This is a genomic window from Candidatus Latescibacterota bacterium (assembly GCA_019038625.1).
Lineage (GTDB): Bacteria > Krumholzibacteriota > Krumholzibacteriia > Krumholzibacteriales > Krumholzibacteriaceae > JAGLYV01.
This window is the reverse complement of the sequence record JAHOYU010000235.1, coordinates 1-20,719: the sequence shown is the minus strand read 5'-3', so window position 1 is coordinate 20,719 and position 20,719 is coordinate 1. Positions and strand designations below refer to the sequence as shown.

Here is a 20,719-nt window from a genome sequence, read left to right as displayed (position 1 = left end):
CATGACATATAAAAAAGTGGGAATAGCGATGTCATGGAATATATTCGCCAGGGTAGCGCGCTACCTTGCGGGCCCTGTCAGCTACATTATCGTAGTGCGGTTACTTGGAAGTTATAACTGGGGTATGCTCAGTGTCCTGAAGACGCTTTCAGGTTTCGCACTGATAATCGTAATGATCGGAGGTGGAAATGCGGTACTTAAGTTTCTGCCGGGGATAAGGGTCAGCGGAGGGATGGACACTTTCAAGAGCAACCTGAAAAAATATTTTATAATACAGATGGCTTCATGGTGTGTCGTTATGGTGATGACATGGATCTTCAGGGATCGGATCAGTGCTATCTATATGGTTCAGGATGGTGGTTTCAGTCTCTATTTGATGGTCGCAGTGGGGTTGGTGATTTTCAAAGTCGGCATATCCATGATAAGCAACACCCTCCAATCATGGTATGAGACTAGAAGGCTCAGTATTGTAATTGCCTTGGGTAACGCTGGTTATCTTATTATTATGATGTTGCTTCTTAAGGCTGGTATGGGGATTGCCGGCTATCTTCTTGCAGGCGCGATTATCGATCTGCTCATGACTGCCGCGCTTTTTCCTCAGCTTGCAGAGCTCGTCAAGTCATGCCCTGCTGGCGGTGGTAATCCGCCAGCGCTTTCGCAAATGATGAAATTTTCTCTTCCATTCATCGTGACAGGCTTCCTCAATCAGATCATATGGAGGCATTCCGAGGTCCTGTTTCTCGGGAAATGGATCGGTATGGAAGCTTCCGGGTATTTTGGCCTCGCATACGACATTCCACAGATGGCCCTGGAATTCGTTCCGCTGACAATATGGCCCATTGTTATGGCAGGTACTTCGGAGATCTACTCGAGGGATTCCGGAAGACTGCCCGAGGCTGTCGACCTGTATTTCCGGCTCCTTTTTCTTCTGGTAATACCGGTAGCTGCTATGGGGTTCGCTTTCGCCAGGCCTCTTGTTCCAATACTTTTCGGGATCGAAATGCTTCCAGCCGCAAAGTTTACGCAACTGTTTTTCGTTGTCTTTTCATATTCCTTTCTCTATACTCCGCTCAGTATGGCACTGTATGTGATGGAAAAAAGCTGGGTTAACATGATTGTGCTAGCTTTGATGGCCATTGTAAATATAGGACTGGATATTGCATTGATTCCCAGATACGGCATCTGGGGAGCATTTATTCCTGTTGTGATCGTGCTTTTCCTGGAAGTCGTCGTGTTTAATATTGCTGTCAGGAAGATCCGAAAGGATATCCGAACTCCTGTCGGTTTTATTTTGAAGTGTTATGGGGCTGCGGCTCCTGTTGCCTGTCTGGCGATCACGGCTTCGAGATGGGATTCGATTCCGGCTCTGGCCATTCAGATGATTGTCGGGATAGTATTGCTTATTGGCGGATTCAGGTTTATGAAGGTACTGGGGGCCAGGGAGAAAGAACTGATAATGAGTCTTCCTGTTCCTTTCAAGGAGAAGATTGTAGCCCTTTTCTGATAAGGATTTATCATGTATCGTGAAAAAAAGATATCAGTAGTCATCCCGTGTTATAACGAAGAAGAGGGAATCGCCCTTGTAATACCCTCGCTTCCAGAATCTGTGGATGAAATCGTCGTAGTCGATAACAATTCCACTGACGGGACATCGAATGTCGCGAAAGAGCTGGGAGCTAGAGTAGTATTTGAAAAACGCAAAGGATACGGGGCAGCATACAAAGCAGGGTTGCCTGCTGTAACGGGTGATATAACGGTCACAATGGACGGGGATGGCACGTACGCTGTCGAGCAGATCGAGGAATGCATCGATCACCTTCTCGATAACGATCTCGACTTTGTATCAGCATCAAGATTTCCATTGAAAGACCAGAATTCTATGAACCTGTCCAACCAGCTCGGGAACTGGATTCTCACTGCTGGCACGTTCCTCCTTTTTTTCAGGGCTATTAACGACTCACAGTCAGGCATGTGGATATACAAGAGCGAGATCTATCCCAAGCTTCAACTTGAGAGCAACGGTATGCCTCTCAGTGAGGAGATCAAGATAAACGCTATTCGTCATCCCGAGATCAGATTTGACGAATATCACGTCAATTATCATCCACGAGTCGGCGAAGTCAAACTGAACAAGTGGAAGGATGGCTTCGAGAATCTTCTCTACCTCGTGAAGTTGCGCTTTAAACCGTTGAAATGATTTCCGGACAATTATCGTATTGACCTGGAAAGGAAGAGAGATGTTTAAAAACCTCCTGCTTATAATAGCAACTGTCTGTCTGAACACTGCAGGCCAGTTCATGATGAAAGCCGGAATAAACAAGATAGGGAAGCTGGATCTGAGTAATATAATGGGGACGACGATGAAGGTCATTACATCCGGTTTTGTTATCGGCGGGTTCTGTTCATATGCCGTGAGTGCCGTCCTCTGGATATTGATATTATCCAGGACTGAGCTGAGTTGGGCTTTCCCCATGGTCAGTCTTTCATATGTTGTAACTGCGCTTCTCGCTCCGACTCTGCTTAACGAACCCTTTTCACTCCAGAGATTCGCAGGTATACTCGTGATCTGCGCGGGCGTATTTCTGGTGAGCAGGACTTAAAACCAGGCAAAAGTAAAAGCACGGGCTGGTGAGAGGTCAGGGAGTTCGAATGAACAAGAGAACGGCTGGACTTGTCATTTCTATATCGATACTCGGTCTTTCCCTCCTGACCGCTTTCAAAGTAATTCCAGGAGCGGAGTTACTTGGTATAAGCCTGGCATTTCTGTCTATTTTTATTCTGCCTGGGATATATATCAATTATCTCTTTTTTGGAAAGTTAACTGTGACTGTGGAAGGGTTATCACGGGTTTTTTCATCCGGGATGATCTTTTCCATTCTTCTCGTGAGCCTCGGTTTTATACCTGGACTGGACTATCCTGTAGTAGTAGTCATGGGGGCTGTTGCTACAGCCGGAATGGCCGTACTTGTCTTCGTAAGATCGGGGTATCCCTATCCCTGTGAAAGAAGAGATCTCGTGGGGATTCTCGGAACGGGAGATGAGTTATCTCCCCGCGAGCGAAAAGCACTCCTGTTTTTCGGTTCTGTTATCTTTGTACTTCTCTTCGTATTTTACTTCGGGACTGGTGAGACGGGAGTAGCAACGGATGCTCCGGATCATTTGAGTTATATAGGCAGAAGTGTTGAAACGGGACGTATTTTCCCTTCCGATTCTTTCTTTAAAAGTGGTGACGGCGGAACTTTTGATCCCCGAAAAGGCATGTGGCACCCTGTTATGGCGCTTTGGGCATTTCTGGCTGATACTTCTCCGTTATTCCTGTGGCGCATGCTTCCGTCATTCCTTTCCTTATTCTATTTGTTGGCATTCTGGGTATTTGCGAGAGAGATACTGAAGTCACTGGGCCTGACGATCCTCGCGTCTGTGTTTCTTATTCTCCTCATACATGGAGACGGACTGGTGTGGTTGACTAAAGCCGGTTACAGCAAAAATATGATGCTAGCCTTATACTGGCTTGCTACCGGATACCTGATAAGATATATCAAGGGAAGTGGGAAGTGGAACCTGAGCTATTCGGTCAGTCTTTCCCTGGCTGGAGTCTTGATTCATCCTGTCTTTTCATTATTGCTTGGAATCACTATAGTTTCTTTTCTCCTGTACAGTATGTTTTCTGGAAGAGGAGCGAAGTGGCGGGTACGACTTGGATTTGCTCTTCCATTCATGCTGGTGGCGATTGCTCTTCCTGTTACTGTCCGACTACTGGTCTCAGGGAGAATATTTAATGAGATACATACCCACGCGCAGGGTCTATTGGCGATAGGCAGGACGTTCTATGTTGTAGACCCTGTCGAAGTGTTGTCATATTCCGGACTTTCTTTCTTTTATATTGTTCTTTTATCACCACTGATTTTCCTTATCGGCAGAATCAGGGAATCTGGATTTCTCGCAGGACTGATGTTCCTTCTGCCAGTGCTGCTCGTCTTAAACCCCCTGACATCGACTTTATTGATATCCCTCGGAGGATACCTGTACTACCGATTGCTGGATGCTGCACCGATGGCGTGTGTACTATCTGTTTTAACTGTTGGATCCTTTCGAGTCCTGATCAGTGGAAGATTCAACAATACTTCAGATCGGGTCGTGTGGTGGAACAGAATGCTGGCAAGGGGGCTGGCTCTCATTCTGATCGCTTTGATCGCGCTCCCTTTGAGGACCGCGACTTTCGAAGCTTTTGAGATAACCGGAAGATTCGTTGGTCAAGCTGGGACTGTCGAAGGAGAAACCATCTCCAGAATAGAGACTCTTCTTTCGGGGCTGCCTTCGAATTCTGTTATCAGTTCGGACCCGGAAACGAGCTATCTGATATCCGCTGTGACCGACCATTTCGTGACGGTCATTCTGGGGCAACATGGTTCACCAGCTGATTCCCGCGCTATGGAGAGGATTGAAAATACGCGGGATCTTTTCAGCCCGGTTGTACCCCTGTCTGAGAGTCTGGAGTGGTTGGATAAAGAGGGGGTCGGATATATCGTTTTGGATACGAAACGAAAATCGTCCTGTGATTTTTTCAATACTGTGCCAATCATGGCGACAAGCGATATTCTGTTGAAATTCAGGTCTGCCGGACCGGTCCTGATCGAGGATTCTGGAGAAGGAAGGTTCCTTCTCTTTTCGGTCGATGTGGCTCGTCTCCGGGATTCGAACTCGAATGGACTTGTGGACTTGATCAGCACTCAGCTTGAATGTTGTGGGATGGAGGAAATACTTCTCGACGAAGATATTTCCCAGGATTCCAGTTCGCACATTCTGTATGGAAAAGAATTTCCGGACACTGGAATCAAGCTTGAAAGTATGTGGATGGAGACCAGGGAGGTTACACCGGGAGATACTTTGAAAGGTTGGTTCTGCTGGAAGTCGGTAAACGGATTGGATTTCGGTTTTCCACTTGAATGGACCGTGCGGCTGGATACTGATTATCCAAAAGGGGCTTTTTTCAGAGAATGGTACGACAAGCAGTATAGAAGAGTGATCGAAAGACGACTGGGTATGTTTTTCAGGATGACAAGATCTACAAGATTGATGGGTGGAAGGGCATTTCCGGATCAGTGGAAGGATTGTTCTGTGAAACAGGAATTCCGGATACCAGTTCCAGATAAAATGACTCCCGGTGTATATGCGTTCAAACTTTCAATGAAGGAATGTTCATATCTTCCAAATAGAAGGATCCACGATTATCTGCGTAACAGGGACAGTCTTGACGGCCAGGAAATCACAAGGATAACCATCCGTCCTGGTTCATGAGTCCTGGAGAAATAGAATATGAATGGATCAGTTGAAAAAGTGAAGGTAGTATTCTTTTCCGATGCTCCATACACGGGCGGAGCCGAAAGGTATCTATATCTTCTGGCATCGAATCTGGTCGATGCAGGTTACATCCCTGCGCTTATCAGTTGCGCCGATAGAGGAGATGGAAGACTGGGGCGATGGACTGAGGACGCGGGAATCGAGCATCACAGGATAGAGTGGAAAAGTATTTTTTCCATGAGAGGCGCCAGGGCTCTGTACAGAATTCTCAAAAAGATATCTCCAGGGATATTTCATCTGAACCTTCCGGGCCCCTTCGATTCGCGGTATAGCCTTGTGGCTCCCGTAGCCAGGGCAGCCGGCATAAAAGCTATACTGTCAACAGAACACCTTCCGATGATCGATTCATTTCCAAAAGGGAGAATCCTTAAAGGTTGTGGGAGTGTTTTTATTGACAGGGTGATAACTGTAAGTTCTGATAATAAACGCTACCTGGTCAGTAAACACGGTGTTTCACGCTCGAGGATAAGGGTGGTTTATAACGGTATACCGGACCCGGAAACATTACCTTCTTCCGATATATTTTCTGGAATGACCCACGATGAAAAATGTCTGAGAATCGTATCGATCGGGTCCATAGAAAGCAGGAAAGGCCAGGATACTCTCATCGAATCCATGAGGCTTCTTCCAGAAAATATTGTCCTTGCCGTAGTCGGTGAGGGTGAGATGAGGGAAGCCCTTGAGGGTCGAGTCAAAGAATATGGGTTGAGTGACAGGGTCTTTTTCGCGGGGTACAGGGATGATATTACAGGGATCATCGCTTCCGCCGATCTTCTTGTCGTATCATCGCTGGTAGAGGCTACTCCATATGTCATCATGGAAGCGTTTGCAGGGGGACTTCCAGTGATCGCGACAGACATATTCGGGATACCGGAGCTGCTCAAAGACGGCAGGACAGGGTTTCTGGTCGACCATTCCAGCCCCGGGGGAATTGCTGACAAAGTAAATATTCTTAATGAAAACAGGGATCTTCTAGCCGAAATGGGGAAGAACGCGCGGTGTGAATTTGAAACCCGTTTCAGGATTGAAAGATCCGTGGCCGATACAATCGCAGTATATGATGAACTATTGAAAAATGGGGCTGGGAGATGAAGATTCTGATCGCATTGCCATACAGTCCATATCCTGTTGAAAGGGGAACAGGCAGACTGATAATGAACCTGATCGATGGCCTTTCTTCAAGACACGAAGTGATATTGTCGACCATGACTCTCTCAACGACCGATCTCGACAGGCTAGGGGATATCAGGAGACAATCTGTCAATTTGGCCGCGATGGTGGCCCCGCACAGAAGATCCTTTCTTCACAGGATCTTCTACAAACTGAAGAATATGTCTATTTCAATGATCCATTCAATTCCCCGCGAAGTAAGTTATGCAGCTCCCGCGGTCTTCCTTGAACTGATACGCTCGGTAGCAGAAGCAGAAGATGTCGATCTGGTTATTGCTAACTACTGGCACCTCTTCAGGCTCCCGAGCCTGATGGATGGGAGGCCGGTAGTTCTGCTCACTCACGATCTGGATTATCTGGTAAAACGGGAAAATGGAGCCGAGAGGACAGGGAACCGTGAATCCAGGATGAGGGAATCGATAGAAAAAAAAGCCTACGAGGAGTACCCGGCAATAATTACTGTGACAGAAAAGGATGCGGATACATTGAAAAAGATGCCGTATCTTGCCGGGAAGTCGATAGTCGGACTTCCTGCATCAATGGATCTGAATGAATTCAGTCCAGCCTTTCACGAACGGCTGAAAGATACTCTTCTGTTTCCTGGACTTTTCTCGTCAGATTTCAATGAAGACGCACTGAGATATATGCTCGATGATATTTTTCCGATCATACTGAAGAAAAGGCCAGGGACAGTATTGCGCGTAGTGGGAATGGGTGTTCCGGAAGATATTCTGAAGCAGAGACATGATCATGTGATCTTTGCCGGGTATGCGGAGGACATCAGAAAAGAACTCGGAGAATGTTCCGCTATGGTATTGCCTCTTCGCTTTGCTGGTGGAATCAGGATAAGGATGCTGGAAGCGGCGGCGATGGGAGTGTCTGTGGTCAGTACGGATGCAGGTGTGTCAGGGATGGGACTTACTGATGGAAAGGAATATCTAAAGGCTGACTCTCCCGCAGAATTCGCTGAAAAGACATGCAGGCTGCTTGAGGACCGGGAACTCGCTGTAAATACAGGGATAAATGTACGAGCATGGGCAGAACTTCACATATCAGGAGATACATATCCTGAAAGACTCGATATTATGCTCTCGAAGTTATTCGGAGCGAAGGGTCAGGTTGTTGAATAGAGCTATATACTGGTCCGCTTTCTCACTGATATCGTGATTCTTTCGAACGTAATCGATCGCTTTTAACGACATCTCGGATCTTTCTTCAGGGTTGTCGAGCAATCTTCTTGCAGAAGAGACAAGTCCTTCAAAATCGCCAGTACACGAGCCGATGCCGTTATCCTCGATAAGGGAATCAGGGTCTATCTCTATCGTAAGAACCGGCACGCCATATTTCCAGGAATGGAGATATGTGTTTGGAAATCCCTCGAGAGTCGAAGTATTGACGTAGGCATACGCTCTTGAATAAAAGGCGTCGATATCGCCAGGCTTCATAAATCCCGGATAAACGACATTCTCAAGTGTTGCTATTTCTCTTACGATCTCTTCGTGAAAGGCCTGGTCGTCCCCCCCTCCGCCGATGATCGTAAATGATGCCTCCGGCATCCTTCTTGCGAGTTCGAGGAATAGTTCCGGACGTTTCCTTCTTCTGAAGCTGCCGACCCAGAGGTAATCCGGTCGGCGACTAATAGGCCCTGAAGTGGAATAATCAGATGAAGGGGTGGGAGAGGGTGTGCTGACATCGGATCCCAGAGGTATACCGTTTCTTATAAGTGTCGAATCGATACCGAGGTTGTTTTTCAGAAGTAGTCGCTGTTTCTCGGTCTGGGCAATTATCGCGTCTGCTGAGAGGATTCCGTAGCGGTACAGGGCTGTCATCGGGAAAGACAGGTGCCCCTGGCAATCAGCGTAGCAATTATAATCAATCCCGATAGAAAACGAGAACATTTTGCCAAGCCTGTGAGCGAACCAGGCAAGTTGTCCTGTGTAGAACGAAGTCGATCTCTGGTTGAAGACATCAGCGTCGGCAATTTCCATCGCTCTCTTAACCTTGAGCATGTCAGGTATGAACCTGAGTTTCCTGTTGCCGGTGAATGGACGGAATGATTTTATTACTTCGATGTCATCGTAGATCTCGACATCCGGTTGGCCGTGGTCCCCCGTTATAAATGAGACACTGATCCCGTTCTCTATCATACGGCGTGCGATAAAAAATTGTTGTGTCTCGGCACCGCCGGCCCACTTTTCCCTGTCGGGGTTGAAGTATCCGTATGCGGTAGGTGAAAAGAAACAGACTTTCATATTACCTCCAGTCAGAGGATACTAATCAGTTTCTTATTGCTGTTCAACAATAATTATATTCCAGGTTGATATACCCTTGAGTCAGAAAGGGCATAGAGCTATAATGACAGGGTGTCAAAACGTTCGAACAAAGGAGTTTTCGAGAATGAAAGGTATTATACTAGCTGGAGGACTCGGCTCTCGTCTTCTGCCCCTGACAAAAATAACAAATAAACATCTGCTTCCTGTGCATGACAAACCGATGATCTACTATCCAATACAGACACTGATCAATGCCGATATACGCGACATCCTGATCGTCACCGGAGGGAATAATGCTGGTGACTTTCTCAAGCTTCTGGGCAATGGAAGCGAGTTCGGGCTGAAGCACATCAACTATACATATCAGGAAGGTGAGGGTGGTATCGCCGAGGCATTGAAGCTGGCTGAGTACTTTGCCGGTGACGATAGTATCTGTGTCGTACTCGGTGACAATATCATCGAGAAAAATATAGTAGCAGCAGTTGACGCGTTCAGAAAACAGGATTCGGGAGCCAGAATACTCCTGAAGGAAGTTCCCGACCCGGAGAGGTTCGGTGTACCTGTGCTGGATGGGGAAAGAGTTGTCAAGATAGAGGAGAAACCCGCGAATCCCGGGTCGAGTTACGCTGTGACAGGGATCTATTTGTACGACAACACGGTATTCGATATCATAAAGACCCTGAAGCCTTCGGGACGTGGTGAACTCGAAATAACCGACGTCAATAATGCGTATATAGACAAGGGAGAGCTTGCGTGGAACACCCTCGACGGGTGGTGGACAGACGCAGGAACATTCGTATCTCTTCTAAAGGCTGGTAATCTGGTTGCTGAGACAGGTGCTAATAATATCTGAGAAAAGGGAATCTGTCATCACCCGGATAACAGTTCAGTCGTGACGTATTCGTTGAGAGCTGTACGCCAGTCACGCATCCTTTCCATTCCGAGTAGACTCATCGCGTAGTTTGACATACCTTCCATCCTTGGTCGTGCTGCCGGAAGAGGGAACTCGCTGGATGGGACAGGAAGTACTTTACAACCTGTGATACCGGCGGCCTTAATTATCTCCCTTGCCTCTTCATACCTGTTCGCATAGCCCGAATTGACACAGTGATAACGTCCAAAAGGTACTTGATCACTGATGAGTCTCATGATGCGGGAAGCAAGGTCGACCGTGTAGGTCGGTGATCCGAATTTATCGTCCACGATCCTGATCGAACGATTATTGCGGGCCATATCGATGATTCGGGCGACAAATTTCTTATCCGAGACACCTCCACCGAAAATCCAGCACGTGTTGAAGATGTAATATCTTTTAAGGAGGGAACGGATCGCCAGTTCACCTTCGAATTTGGTCCTGCCGTAGACCGAAATGGGGGCCGGACTGTCGTACTCGATATAGGGGTGAGGCTTCAAGCCGTTATAAATCATCCCTGTACTGACATAGCCCATAACAGCATCGCATTCCAGACATGCTTTTGCCACGTTTTCGGTGCCGATCCGATTCGAGATGTCAGCCTGCTTCGGGTCAAGTTCGCATCCATCGACGTCTGTCAAAGATGCGAGATGAATAACGATATCGGGGGCGAAATTCAGGATATCTTCGCGGATATCATCCGCACTACGGATATCGGTGTCAGGCAAGTCTGTTCCCCTCACTTCGTAATGTTCCGAGAAGATGGGGACGAGTGCCCCGCCGAGCATTCCGCGGGAACCTGTGACATATACTTTCTTCATCGATGAACCGCCGCTGCTATCCGTCTTTTCTGTTCCAGTCGTATGGGATATCGTTCTTGTGTGGGTCGATACGGTGTTCGTCCGGGTCATCGTATGCGTAAGGTTCTGAAACCGTATTTACTACGATCGCCTCTCCAGGACTTATACATTTGAACCCGTGACAGACACCGGGAGGAATCTGGACTCTGACCGGATTATTTTCCCCGGCAAAAAACTCGTTGATCTCTCCATGTGTAGATGACCCAGCGCGGTTGTCATAAAGGACGATCTTCATCATCCCCCTGATGACAGTCATATAGTCGAACTGTTTATGATGGTAATGCCAGCCCTTGACGACGCCCTCGTAACAGGTAGTCATATAGACCTGCCCGAACTTTATGAAATCCTCATCATCGGCACGGACCATCTCCATGAGTCTGCCTCGTTCATCGGGAATCACCTTCAGCTTTTTGATCTTTACACCATCTATCATTTCTGGCTCCTTTGTGAGCGGAATCATCAACATTCTGTATCAGGGACTTTAACTCTTCATCCAGACACTGTCAAGCCGGTGGTTATTCCTCCACTTTTCTGATAAACGAACTTCCAGGCCCGGATGACGACAAACCAGAGTTCTTGACATGACCCTCAAAAGACAGGATCGAAGATACAGAGGCAGAGATATTAATAGATTTTGCTTCCTCCTCGATTATTTCCAGGCCGTTAAGAGGGCCTGCGATCAGAATGGCATCGTTCCTGTGGCCTCCGGATATTTTCCTGTGTCTAGGATTCGTAGTTACAAGAGGAAGATGCACCGACCAGTTGGTGCCGAACTCCGGTCTCATCTCGTACAGGATGTCGGGGTATCTGTCAATAAACGGGCCCTTGAACATCTCTTCCCGCCTCCTTACCCAGATGAAATATTTTGTGTCATTTTCATCTTTCAGGTCGATCAGCAATCTTATGACCCGATCTCTTGTCTCTTCGTAATCAAGACCCTCCTCCTTGCACCTGGAAGCGGAAATATCGATTCCGCCGAAGGGATTTGTACCGCCGAATCCCGATGCTGTCGCTATATTCATGTCAGGGGAGGTCATGAAGTCTTTCTTTTTAAGTTTTCGTGTCCATGGGAAAATATGCGCGAATCTGTAAGCAATATCCTCGAGGTCGAAACGATGCAGTGTCTCAAGAGTAATATTTTTCATCTTCTCCAGATGGTAGCGAGGGCTCATGAGCCGGGGGCCGCTTATCCTGCTTTTGAGGAGGCCGTTGTCCATCAATAACTGGTTAAGGTTGAATAGAAGGGGAGGCCGCATTGCGTGTCCGTGATCACTGACTATCATTATCGTGGTATCTTTACCTGCCGCGTCAATCAACATCCCGACACATTTGTCCATGAACCTGTGAAAGGCCGGTATCACATCGGAATGTTCGTTTTTACCTGGCCATGTAGGATCATCCCTGTCGTAATAGCGCCAGAAGAAATGGCAGATCCTGTCCATCGTCAGCAGTGTGACGAAGGTCAGGTCCCATTCATTATTATTCATCAATTCTGAAGTGAACTTGACGATCTCCATCGTTTCGTCGCAGGTCTTGTCGTAGAATTCCGTTAATTCATGCTTGTCAGGAAAGTCTACTATTCCTCCCAGGGGAGGAAGGGGGAATTCGTCCGCGATGTGAGGGGGGCAGGTACCGGATTTTCCAGAAATAAAAACCGGGCCCGAGGCCATGATCCCGTTGACCTTCCATGAAGGGAAAGCCATCAGGGGATTTACTACGAGCACAGATTTTCCGGATAAGCTCGCCCTGTCCCAGAAAGTCTTGCCCTGAAACGCTTCAGTATCTATAGAAAAACTCTTCGCATCTTTTTTAAAATAGTCGATCGTCTCAAGAATGCCATGTTCGCTGGGGTCAAGTCCCGTGAATATTGAGATCCATGACGGAATACTGTCCGGCGGAAAAATGGATTTCATTGGACCACCATAACCGCTTTCCAGTAATTTCGATATTACAGGCATGTCGTCGAGCAGAGAACGGGTGACTTTCCAGTCAAGCCCGTCGATACCTATTAACAGGAGTCTAGCCATTTACTCAGCCCCGTCCTTTTCACTGTGCAGGGTCGATCTCCACGCGCCCGTCCGGTCCCATATCTCTTCGGAGATCTCTTCTATTGTTTTCATTCCATCTATGATTATTGCCCCCGTGATCCTTGCCATTTCGAGGTAGAGCTGTCTCCTGTCGGAAAGATAGTCGACAGGTGTGCCGTCGTCCTTGCGTCTGGCTCCCGTCTCTGGATCAATATCTATCAGGATAGCCTGAGTGGGAACAGGAAAGAGATCAAGAAGTGGATTTACGCAAAGCGATTCCAGTTCCGTTGGTGATACGGAGAAGTTTACTGCCATGTCGACAAGTGTGTCATATACATATCGATCACAAATCATTCCTCTGAATGGCCAGCCATGTGTAAGAAGCCTGAATCTGACCTGGAAAGAGTATTCCGACCATACCATAGTCTGCCAGATCTTCTTCCTGGCAGGACTCTTCATCTTTTCTTTCTTGGCTTCGGTAAAATTCGCATAGTCGGCCGTTCTGGCCTCTTTTACCTGGCTGAGACTCCTTCTGGCCAATTTTACCAAAGGGAGGGATAGGCATGGTTTCCACCTGTTCCAGATAGCCCCGGCTTTTATGCCTTCACTCGAGAGGCGGTTCAGTAATTTTTCTGCCTGTGAAGATTTTCCCGTACCATCGAGACCGCTGAGGGTAAGGATGCCCGGACTATTTGAGACTAGTGGCCTGAAAACCTTCCCCGCCATTATTATTCTGCCTTCCTGGGCGTGAATTCGCCGAGTGCAGGGTCAAGGTATAGGGAAAATACCTTTTCCCAGGTGAAACTCCGGACCTTTTCCGATGTAGGCCGGGCGCTGGAATTCCTCATCCTGGAGATTGCGGAACTTATCTCGGATGCCTGCTGAAAATACATATAATCCGTGTCACTGTCGAGGATATCTGGCAGGGCGCCGAACCTTGTTGTGAGTACGGGCAAGCCGCATGCCGATGCCTCTATTACCGAAAGCGGAAAATCAAGGGCGCCCGTGGAGGAGGAGACAGGGAACAGGTACAAGTCACTCGCCTGGTAGAGTTCGTGGATGTCGTCTGTATACTGGTCCATCACAATCATACCGGCCTGCCTGAGTCTTTCCCTCCAGGAATTCTCTACCTCACCTCCTTTTACCAGAGGAAGGATATCATCACCCCATTCTCTGTAACGCAGAAACAATTGCAGGTTACGACTTTCCTTGATGTGACCGACATGCAATATGATAAACCTGTCTTCAGGAAGGTTGAGTTTCTTTCTCAGGGCGACCTTTTGATGCGAGTCCACAGGTTTGAAGAGGTCCCCGTCAAATCCAGGCATGATGAAGCCAGTATTGATCCGCAGGGCTTCAAGTGCAACCCGCATCCCTGTGACGGGAGTCAGTATTTTATCAGGGGCGGGCATGAGGGACAGGACTCTGTGTAACCAGCCAATATGCCTGTGTTGCATCGCGATTACCATAACAGGAGTCTTCGAATGTCTGCCCAGAAGCATCGCTCTGAGCAGCCCGAATCCTGTCATTCCGGAGGAAGGGATGTATATAATCACATCAAACAGATTGTTCTTGAGGTAGTTACGGATATCTTTACCCGAATGCAGCCTGCCTGAAAGAAGCGGCAGAGCATCTAATCGAACTTCAGGGTCCCCATCTCTGTAAATCACCTTAAGCTGATGTCTGGCAGATAGATATCTGCAGATATGCATTATAAAGACGAGAAGCCCTTCAGAAGGGCTTGCTGTGATTTCTTCCGTAACAAGCAGGATTCTCATAAAAGGGATTAAACCAAATGTCCGGCCCAAAGTCAAGGCTGGCCTCATGTGACTAACTTGCTGCTACAGGTCACATTTGACGATAATCGGGAGGATGCTGACTGAAACGTGATCATAATTTAGGGGGTAGTATTAATTTTCTAAAAATGTTATAATTTATGGACTTGGGTAAGGGGTAATTAAAACTGAGATGGAAGAGGCGTGGTCTATGAGTAAGATACCGTTTTTCAACCTTAGTGAACAAACGAAGACTATAAGGGATGAAGTCGATGCTGCTATCGAGAAAGTGATCGATAAGACAGCTTTTGTACTTGGTCCAGGGCTCGAAGAGTTCGAAGGGGATTTTGCGGATTATTGCGGCACGAAATACTGTGCAGGCACGAGCAGCGGTACGTCGGCGCTCGTATTGGCTCTGCTTGGATTCAAGATCGGACCTGGCGATGAAGTGATCACGGTCGCGAACACTTTTATCGCTACTGTCGAAGCGATCGGAATGATCGGCGTAAAGCCTGTCCTGGTCGATGTCCTTGGAGACACAGCGCTTATGGACCCTTCGAAACTCGAAGCCGCTATTACAGATAAGACAAAGGCGATAATTCCTGTACATCTCTTCGGTCAGCCATGTGATATGGATCCGATCATGGAGATTGCGGAAAAACATGGGCTTAAGGTGATCGAGGATTCCTGTCAGGCACATGGGGCCAAATATAAGGGAAGAACAGCGGGATCACTCGGCCATGCGGCTGCGTTCTCATTTTATCCCAGCAAGAACCTGGGTTCTTTCGGGGAGGGCGGAGCTGTCACCACCGATGATGAGGAACTTGTAAAGCGCATGAAAGGTTTGAGGCATCACGGTCAGATCGTTAAGAACGAGCACACCGAACTAGGCTATAATTACAGGCTTCAAGCGATTCAGGCGGCAGTTTTGAAAGTGAAACTCGCCTATCTGGATGGATGGAATTCAAAGAGAAGGGCAATCGCTGAGAAGTATCACGAGGGCCTGAAGGATACAGGATATTGGATGGCCACAGAAAACAAGGATTGTGAGCCAGTCTATCATCTTTTCGCGCTAGGGTGCAAAGATCAGCAGGTAGTCGGTAAGGCTCTTGCTGACGCAGATATAGGATGGGGACGGCATTATCCGGTCCCCATTCACCTGCAACCCGCATTCCTGCACCTGGGATATTCAAAGGGAGATTTCCCGGTATCCGAAAAGTTGATGAGTACAAGTATCACTCTTCCGATGTTTCCGGAACTCGAATTAGATAAAGTCGATCGTGTCTGTGAGGTGTTGAGAACTATCGAACAGACATAAAAGCGGTCTTTAACAGGGAGGGGGCATATAGAATAACAGTTAAAGACATAAGTTTGGTCAGTAACTGAGACGGGACAGTTCAGCTATGAGAAAGTTATCACTGGCCCTGGACAGTGACATCAAGATTGAGCAGCAAGCGGAACGACTTGACGGGAGCGCTGCGTTCGCCATTCGTGAACGGGGTGTTTCGCAGAGATTTGTCAAACGTTTCATAGATGTGGGCGTATCACTGGGTGTTCTCGTGATAGGGTTCCCATTTCTTCTTGCCATTGCTGTGCTTATCAAGATAACGTCCAGAGGCCCCGTCTTTTTCAGGCAACAGAGAATAGGGGAAAATGGGCGTCATTTTGCCTTTTTCAAGTTCCGTACCATGCGTCCAGACAATGACGATTCGATTCACAGGGAGTTCGCCCAGAATTTCATAAAAGGCCAGATGTCACAAACATCACTTGACAGTCAGAAAAATAATCTATATAAAATATCCCAGGATCCACGGATTACAGGCCTTGGAGGCTTTTTAAGACGGACCAGCCTTGATGAACTGCCACAGTTCATAAATATACTCAAGGGTGAGATGACTATTGTGGGGCCCCGGCCCCCGCTTGAGTATGAGTATGAGCAGTATGACGACTGGCACAAGCTGAGGCTGAAAGTCAGGCCTGGATTGACAGGCCTCTGGCAGGTCAGTGGAAGGAGTACCGTCCCCTTCCACGAGATGGTCAAACTGGATCTCTATTATATAGAGAATTGGTCCCTGGCCATGGATCTGAAGATAATGTTCAGGACGATACCTGTGATGCTCGCCTGTACAGGCGGACTTTAAACGAATGGAGGAACATTGCTGACCGTAGGAGTAATCGGATGCGGATACTGGGGTCCAAACCTCATCAGGAACTTCATAAACCTGAAGGACGCCAGAGTAAAGACGGCAAGCGATCTTTCTGAAGATCGTCTGAACCACATGAAAATGTTGTACCCGTCCCTTGAGATCACCACAGATTACAAGACCATCATCACCGACCCCGAGATAGAGGCCGTAGTCATTGCGACGCCTGTATCTACTCACGCCGGTATCGCTTCGGAAGCTCTCGAAGCGGGAAAACACGTATTCTGTGAAAAACCTCTTACTCGCACTGTCGAAGAAGGAGTCAAGCTGGTCGAACTGGCAGAGAAGGCAGACCGTACTCTGATGGTTGGCCACACATTCGTATATACGGCAGCTGTAAACAAGATCAAGGATCTTATCAAGGCTGGCGAGCTGGGTGACATCTATTACATGTCAACATCTCGAGTCAACCTCGGTTTGTTCCAGGAAGACATCAATGTTGTCTGGGATCTTGCCCCTCACGATGTATCCATCATGAATTACATCCTCGAGTCCAGGCCTGTGGCAGTCTCTGCGATCGGACACTCCTACATCCAGCCTGACATTCAGGATGTATCGTTTATGACACTCAAGTATCCCGGTTCTATTCTGGCAAACCTGCAGGTTTCATGGCTGAATCCAAACAAGATCCGTGCGACAACTGTGGTCGGCAGCAAAAAGATGCTGGTTTATGATGATATTGCCAGTCTTGAGAAGATCCGGATCTATGACAAGGGTGTAGACGTCATACCTCATTATGATACGTTTGGAGAATTCCAGCTCTCTTACCGGTATGGGGATATCTCGATACCGAAGCTGGAAGACGCGGAACCACTGAAGATAGAAAGCCAGCATTTCATCGACTGTATTAACGGGACAGAGTCTCGGAGCAGTGGAAAACATGGACTGGAAGTCCTGCTGGTGCTTGACGCGGCAGACAGATCGATGGCTGCTGGAGGCACGGAGATTAAAATAGAATACCCGGAAGCCTTAAAGTAAGTCAGGGTGGTTTCAGAATGAATTCTTCAATTAATCCGAGGAGACTCGGGGAACTGCGTCTTGGCGACGGGTTCGATTTTGACCCGGAAGCCATAGTGGGCTATTTGTCTCCAAGGCGAAATGTCAGTGAACTTCTTGAGATCGGTGAAGGCGCGAGAGTACGAAGTGGAAGCGTCATCTACGCCGGATCGAAGATCGGCAAGGGGCTCGAGACAGGTCACAATGTCATCATAAGGGAAGAAAACACGATAGGTGACCATTTCAATTTATGGAACAATTCTGTAATTGATTACGGATGTACTATCGGTCATAACGTGAAGATCCACTGCAATATTTACATAGCACAGTTTACCGTTATCGAGGATGAAGTCTTTATGGCGCCTGGAGTCACAGTTGCCAATGACATTCATCCTGGATGCCCCGACTCTGGTGACTGCATGAGGGGGCCTGTTTTTAAAAAGGGTTGCAGGATCGGTGTCAATGTCACCGTAGTGCCATACGTCACTATCGGTGAGGGGACTCTTGTTGGCAGCGGATCTGTAGTGACAAAGGACCTTCCGCCCGGTGTGCTAGCTTATGGCAATCCTGCCAGGGTACATGAAGACCTGAAGGATCTGCGCTGCAAGCAGGGACGCAGGGAGGCTCCTTACCTGTAAAAGGGAATACCATGGGTTCTTGCCGAAGCGGGAGGAAAATCTTCATTCTTTGTTCAACCCTCGTGACGGGTGGGGCGGAGATGGTGATGAAGGCTCTGGCAACAGGCATGTCGCGATATGGACATGATGTAGAGGTAATCTGTCTGAGGTCGCCAGGGCATGTCGGGGAACAGCTTATTGATGCTGGAGTGACTCTCAGATCCGGAGTTGCCCGGGGAAAATTCGATCTATCTTCTTTATACAGGTTGAAACGGATATTTTCTGTCGGCAATGATCCTGTCCTTATCGCCTTGGATCATCATGATGCGATACTGCTGGGGGCAATATCGTCACGGATGGCTGGTATAAGAGGAAAGATACTGAGTGTGCATTCGACCGGGCTGTGGGGGAAGCAGGGGACCTTCAGTCTTACGGACAGACTGGTCCTTCACATGTTCGACAGATTTGTCGCGCTGGCTCTTCCTCACGCTGGATTCATGGAAAAGGATGGAAGGATCCCTCCAGAGAAAATAACACTTATCCCCAATGGTATCGATACAGACAGGTTCTGCCCACCAGCTTCCCTGGATCATAAAAATGAACTGAGGAGAAAGTATTCGATACCTGAAAACGATTTCGTCGTTACGATAGCCGCTGCTTTAAGGCCGGAGAAAAATCACGATATGTTTATCGAAGTCGCTGATAAGCTTCTTCGATCAAACGGAGACTTCACGTTTTTAATTGCCGGAGGTGGTGTTGAGGCAGGGAAATTGCATGAAATCGTCGAAAATACGGGAAACCCGGACAAGATCAGGTTTATGGGTGTGCGGGATGATGTTGACAGGATATTCGCTCTTTCCGATGCTGCTGTACTCTGCTCATATCCGGTCGTCGAGACCTTCCCTCTCACGGTTCTAGAGGCAATGTCCTCGGGCCTTGCGGTGGTCTCCACCGATGTAGGTTCAATAGCGGAGATGTTTCGGGATGGAGAAGAAGGAATGCTTGTTCCGAGTGAGGATTCGGTACTCATGGCAAAAAAACTGGCCACACTGAAATCTGATCCGACCCTCCGGGCTGTTATGGGGGAAAAGGCCAGAAACAGAGTCACAGGAGATTATTCAGAGGAGAATATGATCAGGGGATATTCCGAGCTTGTGGAAGGTCTCGATCGATAGAGAGGATGGGTAGATATGGCGCTGCCGTTCGATGCGGTTCTGGCCGTGACATACAGGTGTGATTCCAGGTGCAATATGTGTAATATCTGGAAACTGCCGCCGGGTATGGAGTTCAACTTGGAAGATGTGAAGAAACTTCCATCATCTGTGAACGATCTGAACATAACCGGGGGCGAGCCATTTCTGCGAGATGATATTGTGGAGATGGTCCGCAGTTTATATGAACATTGCGGACATCCAAGGATCGTGATATCGACAAATGGTTTTCAGAACAGAAGAATCGCCCATGCTACGCCTTCTCTCAAGAAGATAAGCAGGAAAATAGGAATAGCCGTATCACTGGATGGAATCGGAGAAATGCATGACAAGATCAGGGGGATCGAGGGTGGATTCAAAAAGATCGTCGAGACTCTGACGCAATTGAAAAAGCTCGGTTACAGGAATGTCCGCGTCGCTTTTACGGCGCAGAAGGAAAATGTCAGGCATCTGGGCGCTGTATACGACCTCTCGAGGCAGTTCGGATTCCAGTTTACGACGTCCGTTGCCCAGAATTCCGATTTCTATTTCTCGACGAAAGACAATCAGCAGGTCGAACCGAGTGAATTGGAAGATGAACTGAAGTATGTCATGAAGAAAGAACTCGGCAGCTTCAGTCCGAAGCGCTGGCTGAGGGCATATTTCTATACCGGAGTCCTGTATTACAACAGTGCCGGGCGAAGGTCGCTGAAGTGTAGAGCAGGTCGTGATTCCGTGTTCATCGATCCGGGTGGTAAAGTATTTCCATGTCTTACTCTGGAACAGGAGATGGGTGATGTGACAAAAAACACTCTTGAAGAGATATGGAAGAGTCCGCAGGCTGAAAAGGTCCGTAAAGTCGTCGATAAATGTACACTGCCGTGCTGGATGATCTGCACTGCCAGAGCCTCCATGAAAAGAAATCCCGTAAAGCCCGCTTTATGGATACTTAAGAACTGGGTTTTGCTGCTACTGAGAAGAGATATTTCTGTCACATGAGTCTTATCATGAATAAAGATGGTGATTCCAGTTTGAAGATAGCGATGATCGGGTCGAAAGGCCTGCCCGCGTTATTCGGAGGAATAGAAAGGCATGTGGAAGAGATAGGGAAGCGCCTTGCGAGCAGAGGCCATGAGATAACCGTCTTCGGCCGTAAGCCGTTCAGTATTGACGGAGAGCATCTCGGGATGAGAGTCAGGGTGCTGCCTTCGATTCCCACAAAGAACCTGGACGCTGGCACGCACTCTCTGATAGCAACCATGAAAACATTGTCAGAACCCTTTGATATTGTTCACTATCATGGGATCGGGCCTTCCCTTTTTGCTGGCATACC

The 20,719-nt window shown here is 47.9% G+C and carries 20 protein-coding genes; 14 read left to right on the top strand and 6 right to left on the bottom strand.

What is annotated here, in order from left to right; genetic code table 11:
- Position 1 precedes the first annotated feature (1 nt).
- From KOO63_15180 to KOO63_15155, 6 genes are read left to right on the top strand one after another with little or no spacing between them, the layout of a single operon-like run.
- Complete coding sequence (locus KOO63_15180) at positions 2-1,504, top strand: polysaccharide biosynthesis C-terminal domain-containing protein (GenBank protein ID MBU8923160.1); 1,503 nt, start codon at positions 2-4, stop codon at positions 1,502-1,504.
- 12 nt (positions 1,505-1,516) lie between these two features.
- Entirely contained in the window at positions 1,517-2,197 is a 681-nt protein-coding gene (locus tag KOO63_15175; GenBank protein ID MBU8923159.1) for a glycosyltransferase family 2 protein, read from the top strand.
- A 40-nt stretch (positions 2,198-2,237) separates the two neighbouring features.
- Positions 2,238-2,600: an EamA family transporter gene (locus tag KOO63_15170; GenBank protein ID MBU8923158.1), complete on the top strand. Its 363-nt coding sequence runs from the start codon at positions 2,238-2,240 to the stop codon at positions 2,598-2,600.
- 49 nt (positions 2,601-2,649) lie between these two features.
- A complete protein-coding gene (locus KOO63_15165; GenBank protein MBU8923157.1) occupies positions 2,650-5,298 on the top strand; it encodes a hypothetical protein in 2,649 nt (882 codons plus the stop codon).
- Positions 5,299-5,316: 18 nt separating this feature from the next.
- The gene (locus KOO63_15160) at positions 5,317-6,453 is read left to right on the top strand and encodes a glycosyltransferase family 4 protein (protein ID MBU8923156.1); all 1,137 of its coding nucleotides are present in this window, start codon (positions 5,317-5,319) and stop codon (positions 6,451-6,453) included.
- On the top strand, positions 6,450-7,661 hold the full coding sequence (locus KOO63_15155; protein ID MBU8923155.1) for a glycosyltransferase family 4 protein: 1,212 nt from the start codon (positions 6,450-6,452) through the stop codon (positions 7,659-7,661). The genes KOO63_15160 and KOO63_15155 overlap by 4 nt, the downstream gene beginning before the upstream one ends.
- Here the strand turns inward: KOO63_15155 and KOO63_15150 are convergent.
- Positions 7,629-8,783 carry a glycosyltransferase family 4 protein gene (locus tag KOO63_15150; protein MBU8923154.1) on the bottom strand — a complete coding sequence of 385 codons (1,155 nt, stop codon included), beginning with the start codon at positions 8,781-8,783 and terminating at the stop codon, positions 7,629-7,631. The two genes, KOO63_15155 and KOO63_15150, sit on opposite strands and share 33 nt — an antisense overlap.
- 145 nt (positions 8,784-8,928) lie before the next feature.
- On the opposite strand from KOO63_15150, the gene KOO63_15145 reads away from it, so the two are divergent.
- The gene (locus KOO63_15145; protein ID MBU8923153.1) at positions 8,929-9,657 is read left to right on the top strand and encodes an NTP transferase domain-containing protein; all 729 of its coding nucleotides are present in this window, start codon (positions 8,929-8,931) and stop codon (positions 9,655-9,657) included.
- Between the two features lie 17 nt (positions 9,658-9,674).
- On the opposite strand, the gene rfbD is transcribed toward KOO63_15145, so the two are convergent.
- The 5 genes from rfbD to KOO63_15120 all read right to left on the bottom strand — a co-directional run bounded on the left by rfbD (position 9,675) and on the right by KOO63_15120 (position 14,382).
- The gene (gene rfbD / locus KOO63_15140; protein ID MBU8923152.1) at positions 9,675-10,538 is read right to left on the bottom strand and encodes a dTDP-4-dehydrorhamnose reductase; all 864 of its coding nucleotides are present in this window, start codon (positions 10,536-10,538) and stop codon (positions 9,675-9,677) included.
- A gap of 16 nt (positions 10,539-10,554) precedes the next feature.
- Positions 10,555-11,010, bottom strand: coding sequence for a dTDP-4-dehydrorhamnose 3,5-epimerase family protein (locus KOO63_15135; protein ID MBU8923151.1), 456 nt, complete (start codon positions 11,008-11,010; stop codon positions 10,555-10,557).
- 82 nt (positions 11,011-11,092) lie between these two features.
- Positions 11,093-12,604: an alkaline phosphatase family protein gene (locus KOO63_15130; protein ID MBU8923150.1), complete on the bottom strand. Its 1,512-nt coding sequence runs from the start codon at positions 12,602-12,604 to the stop codon at positions 11,093-11,095.
- On the bottom strand, positions 12,605-13,330 hold the full coding sequence (locus KOO63_15125) for a hypothetical protein (protein ID MBU8923149.1): 726 nt from the start codon (positions 13,328-13,330) through the stop codon (positions 12,605-12,607).
- Positions 13,331-13,332: 2 nt separating this feature from the next.
- Entirely contained in the window at positions 13,333-14,382 is a 1,050-nt protein-coding gene (locus tag KOO63_15120; protein MBU8923148.1) for a glycosyltransferase family 4 protein, read from the bottom strand.
- A gap of 208 nt (positions 14,383-14,590) precedes the next feature.
- On the opposite strand from KOO63_15120, the gene KOO63_15115 reads away from it, so the two are divergent.
- The 7 genes from KOO63_15115 to KOO63_15085 all read left to right on the top strand — a co-directional run.
- Positions 14,591-15,697 carry a DegT/DnrJ/EryC1/StrS family aminotransferase gene (locus tag KOO63_15115; GenBank protein ID MBU8923147.1) on the top strand — a complete coding sequence of 369 codons (1,107 nt, stop codon included), beginning with the start codon at positions 14,591-14,593 and terminating at the stop codon, positions 15,695-15,697.
- An 85-nt stretch (positions 15,698-15,782) separates the two neighbouring features.
- The gene (locus KOO63_15110) at positions 15,783-16,520 is read left to right on the top strand and encodes a sugar transferase (protein MBU8923146.1); all 738 of its coding nucleotides are present in this window, start codon (positions 15,783-15,785) and stop codon (positions 16,518-16,520) included.
- 15 nt (positions 16,521-16,535) lie between these two features.
- Complete coding sequence (locus KOO63_15105) at positions 16,536-17,561, top strand: Gfo/Idh/MocA family oxidoreductase (GenBank protein ID MBU8923145.1); 1,026 nt, start codon at positions 16,536-16,538, stop codon at positions 17,559-17,561.
- A 17-nt stretch (positions 17,562-17,578) separates the two neighbouring features.
- Positions 17,579-18,217, top strand: a complete 639-nt coding sequence (locus tag KOO63_15100) for a hypothetical protein (GenBank protein ID MBU8923144.1) — start codon at positions 17,579-17,581, stop codon at positions 18,215-18,217.
- 86 nt (positions 18,218-18,303) lie between these two features.
- Positions 18,304-19,371, top strand: coding sequence for a glycosyltransferase (locus tag KOO63_15095; protein MBU8923143.1), 1,068 nt, complete (start codon positions 18,304-18,306; stop codon positions 19,369-19,371).
- 15 nt (positions 19,372-19,386) lie between these two features.
- Positions 19,387-20,385: a radical SAM protein gene (locus KOO63_15090; GenBank protein ID MBU8923142.1), complete on the top strand. Its 999-nt coding sequence runs from the start codon at positions 19,387-19,389 to the stop codon at positions 20,383-20,385.
- Between the two features lie 8 nt (positions 20,386-20,393).
- Positions 20,394-20,719 (top strand): glycosyltransferase (locus tag KOO63_15085; protein MBU8923141.1); only part of this gene is annotated, 326 nt, incomplete at its 3' end.

Bases quoted from the DNA above. Each gene is read 5' to 3' on its own strand.
- KOO63_15115 (MBU8923147.1), top strand. From the start codon at position 14,591: ATGAGTAAGATACCGTTTTTCAACCTTAGTGAACAAACGAAGACTATA.
- KOO63_15155 (MBU8923155.1), top strand. From the start codon at position 6,450: ATGAAGATTCTGATCGCATTGCCATACAGTCCATATCCTGTTGAAAGG.
- KOO63_15110 (MBU8923146.1), top strand. From the start codon at position 15,783: ATGAGAAAGTTATCACTGGCCCTGGACAGTGACATCAAGATTGAGCAG.
- KOO63_15100 (MBU8923144.1), top strand. From the start codon at position 17,579: ATGAATTCTTCAATTAATCCGAGGAGACTCGGGGAACTGCGTCTTGGC.
- KOO63_15150 (MBU8923154.1), bottom strand. From the start codon at position 8,783: ATGAAAGTCTGTTTCTTTTCACCTACCGCATACGGATACTTCAACCCC.
- KOO63_15120 (MBU8923148.1), bottom strand. From the start codon at position 14,382: ATGAGAATCCTGCTTGTTACGGAAGAAATCACAGCAAGCCCTTCTGAA.
- KOO63_15145 (MBU8923153.1), top strand. From the start codon at position 8,929: ATGAAAGGTATTATACTAGCTGGAGGACTCGGCTCTCGTCTTCTGCCC.
- KOO63_15170 (MBU8923158.1), top strand. From the start codon at position 2,238: ATGTTTAAAAACCTCCTGCTTATAATAGCAACTGTCTGTCTGAACACT.
- KOO63_15135 (MBU8923151.1), bottom strand. From the start codon at position 11,010: ATGATAGATGGTGTAAAGATCAAAAAGCTGAAGGTGATTCCCGATGAA.
- KOO63_15130 (MBU8923150.1), bottom strand. From the start codon at position 12,604: ATGGCTAGACTCCTGTTAATAGGTATCGACGGGCTTGACTGGAAAGTC.
- KOO63_15175 (MBU8923159.1), top strand. From the start codon at position 1,517: ATGTATCGTGAAAAAAAGATATCAGTAGTCATCCCGTGTTATAACGAA.
- KOO63_15125 (MBU8923149.1), bottom strand. From the start codon at position 13,330: ATGGCGGGGAAGGTTTTCAGGCCACTAGTCTCAAATAGTCCGGGCATC.
- KOO63_15090 (MBU8923142.1), top strand. From the start codon at position 19,387: ATGGCGCTGCCGTTCGATGCGGTTCTGGCCGTGACATACAGGTGTGAT.
- KOO63_15165 (MBU8923157.1), top strand. From the start codon at position 2,650: ATGAACAAGAGAACGGCTGGACTTGTCATTTCTATATCGATACTCGGT.
- KOO63_15180 (MBU8923160.1), top strand. From the start codon at position 2: ATGACATATAAAAAAGTGGGAATAGCGATGTCATGGAATATATTCGCC.
- KOO63_15160 (MBU8923156.1), top strand. From the start codon at position 5,317: ATGAATGGATCAGTTGAAAAAGTGAAGGTAGTATTCTTTTCCGATGCT.
- rfbD (MBU8923152.1), bottom strand. From the start codon at position 10,538: ATGAAGAAAGTATATGTCACAGGTTCCCGCGGAATGCTCGGCGGGGCA.
- KOO63_15095 (MBU8923143.1), top strand. From the start codon at position 18,304: ATGAAGGCTCTGGCAACAGGCATGTCGCGATATGGACATGATGTAGAG.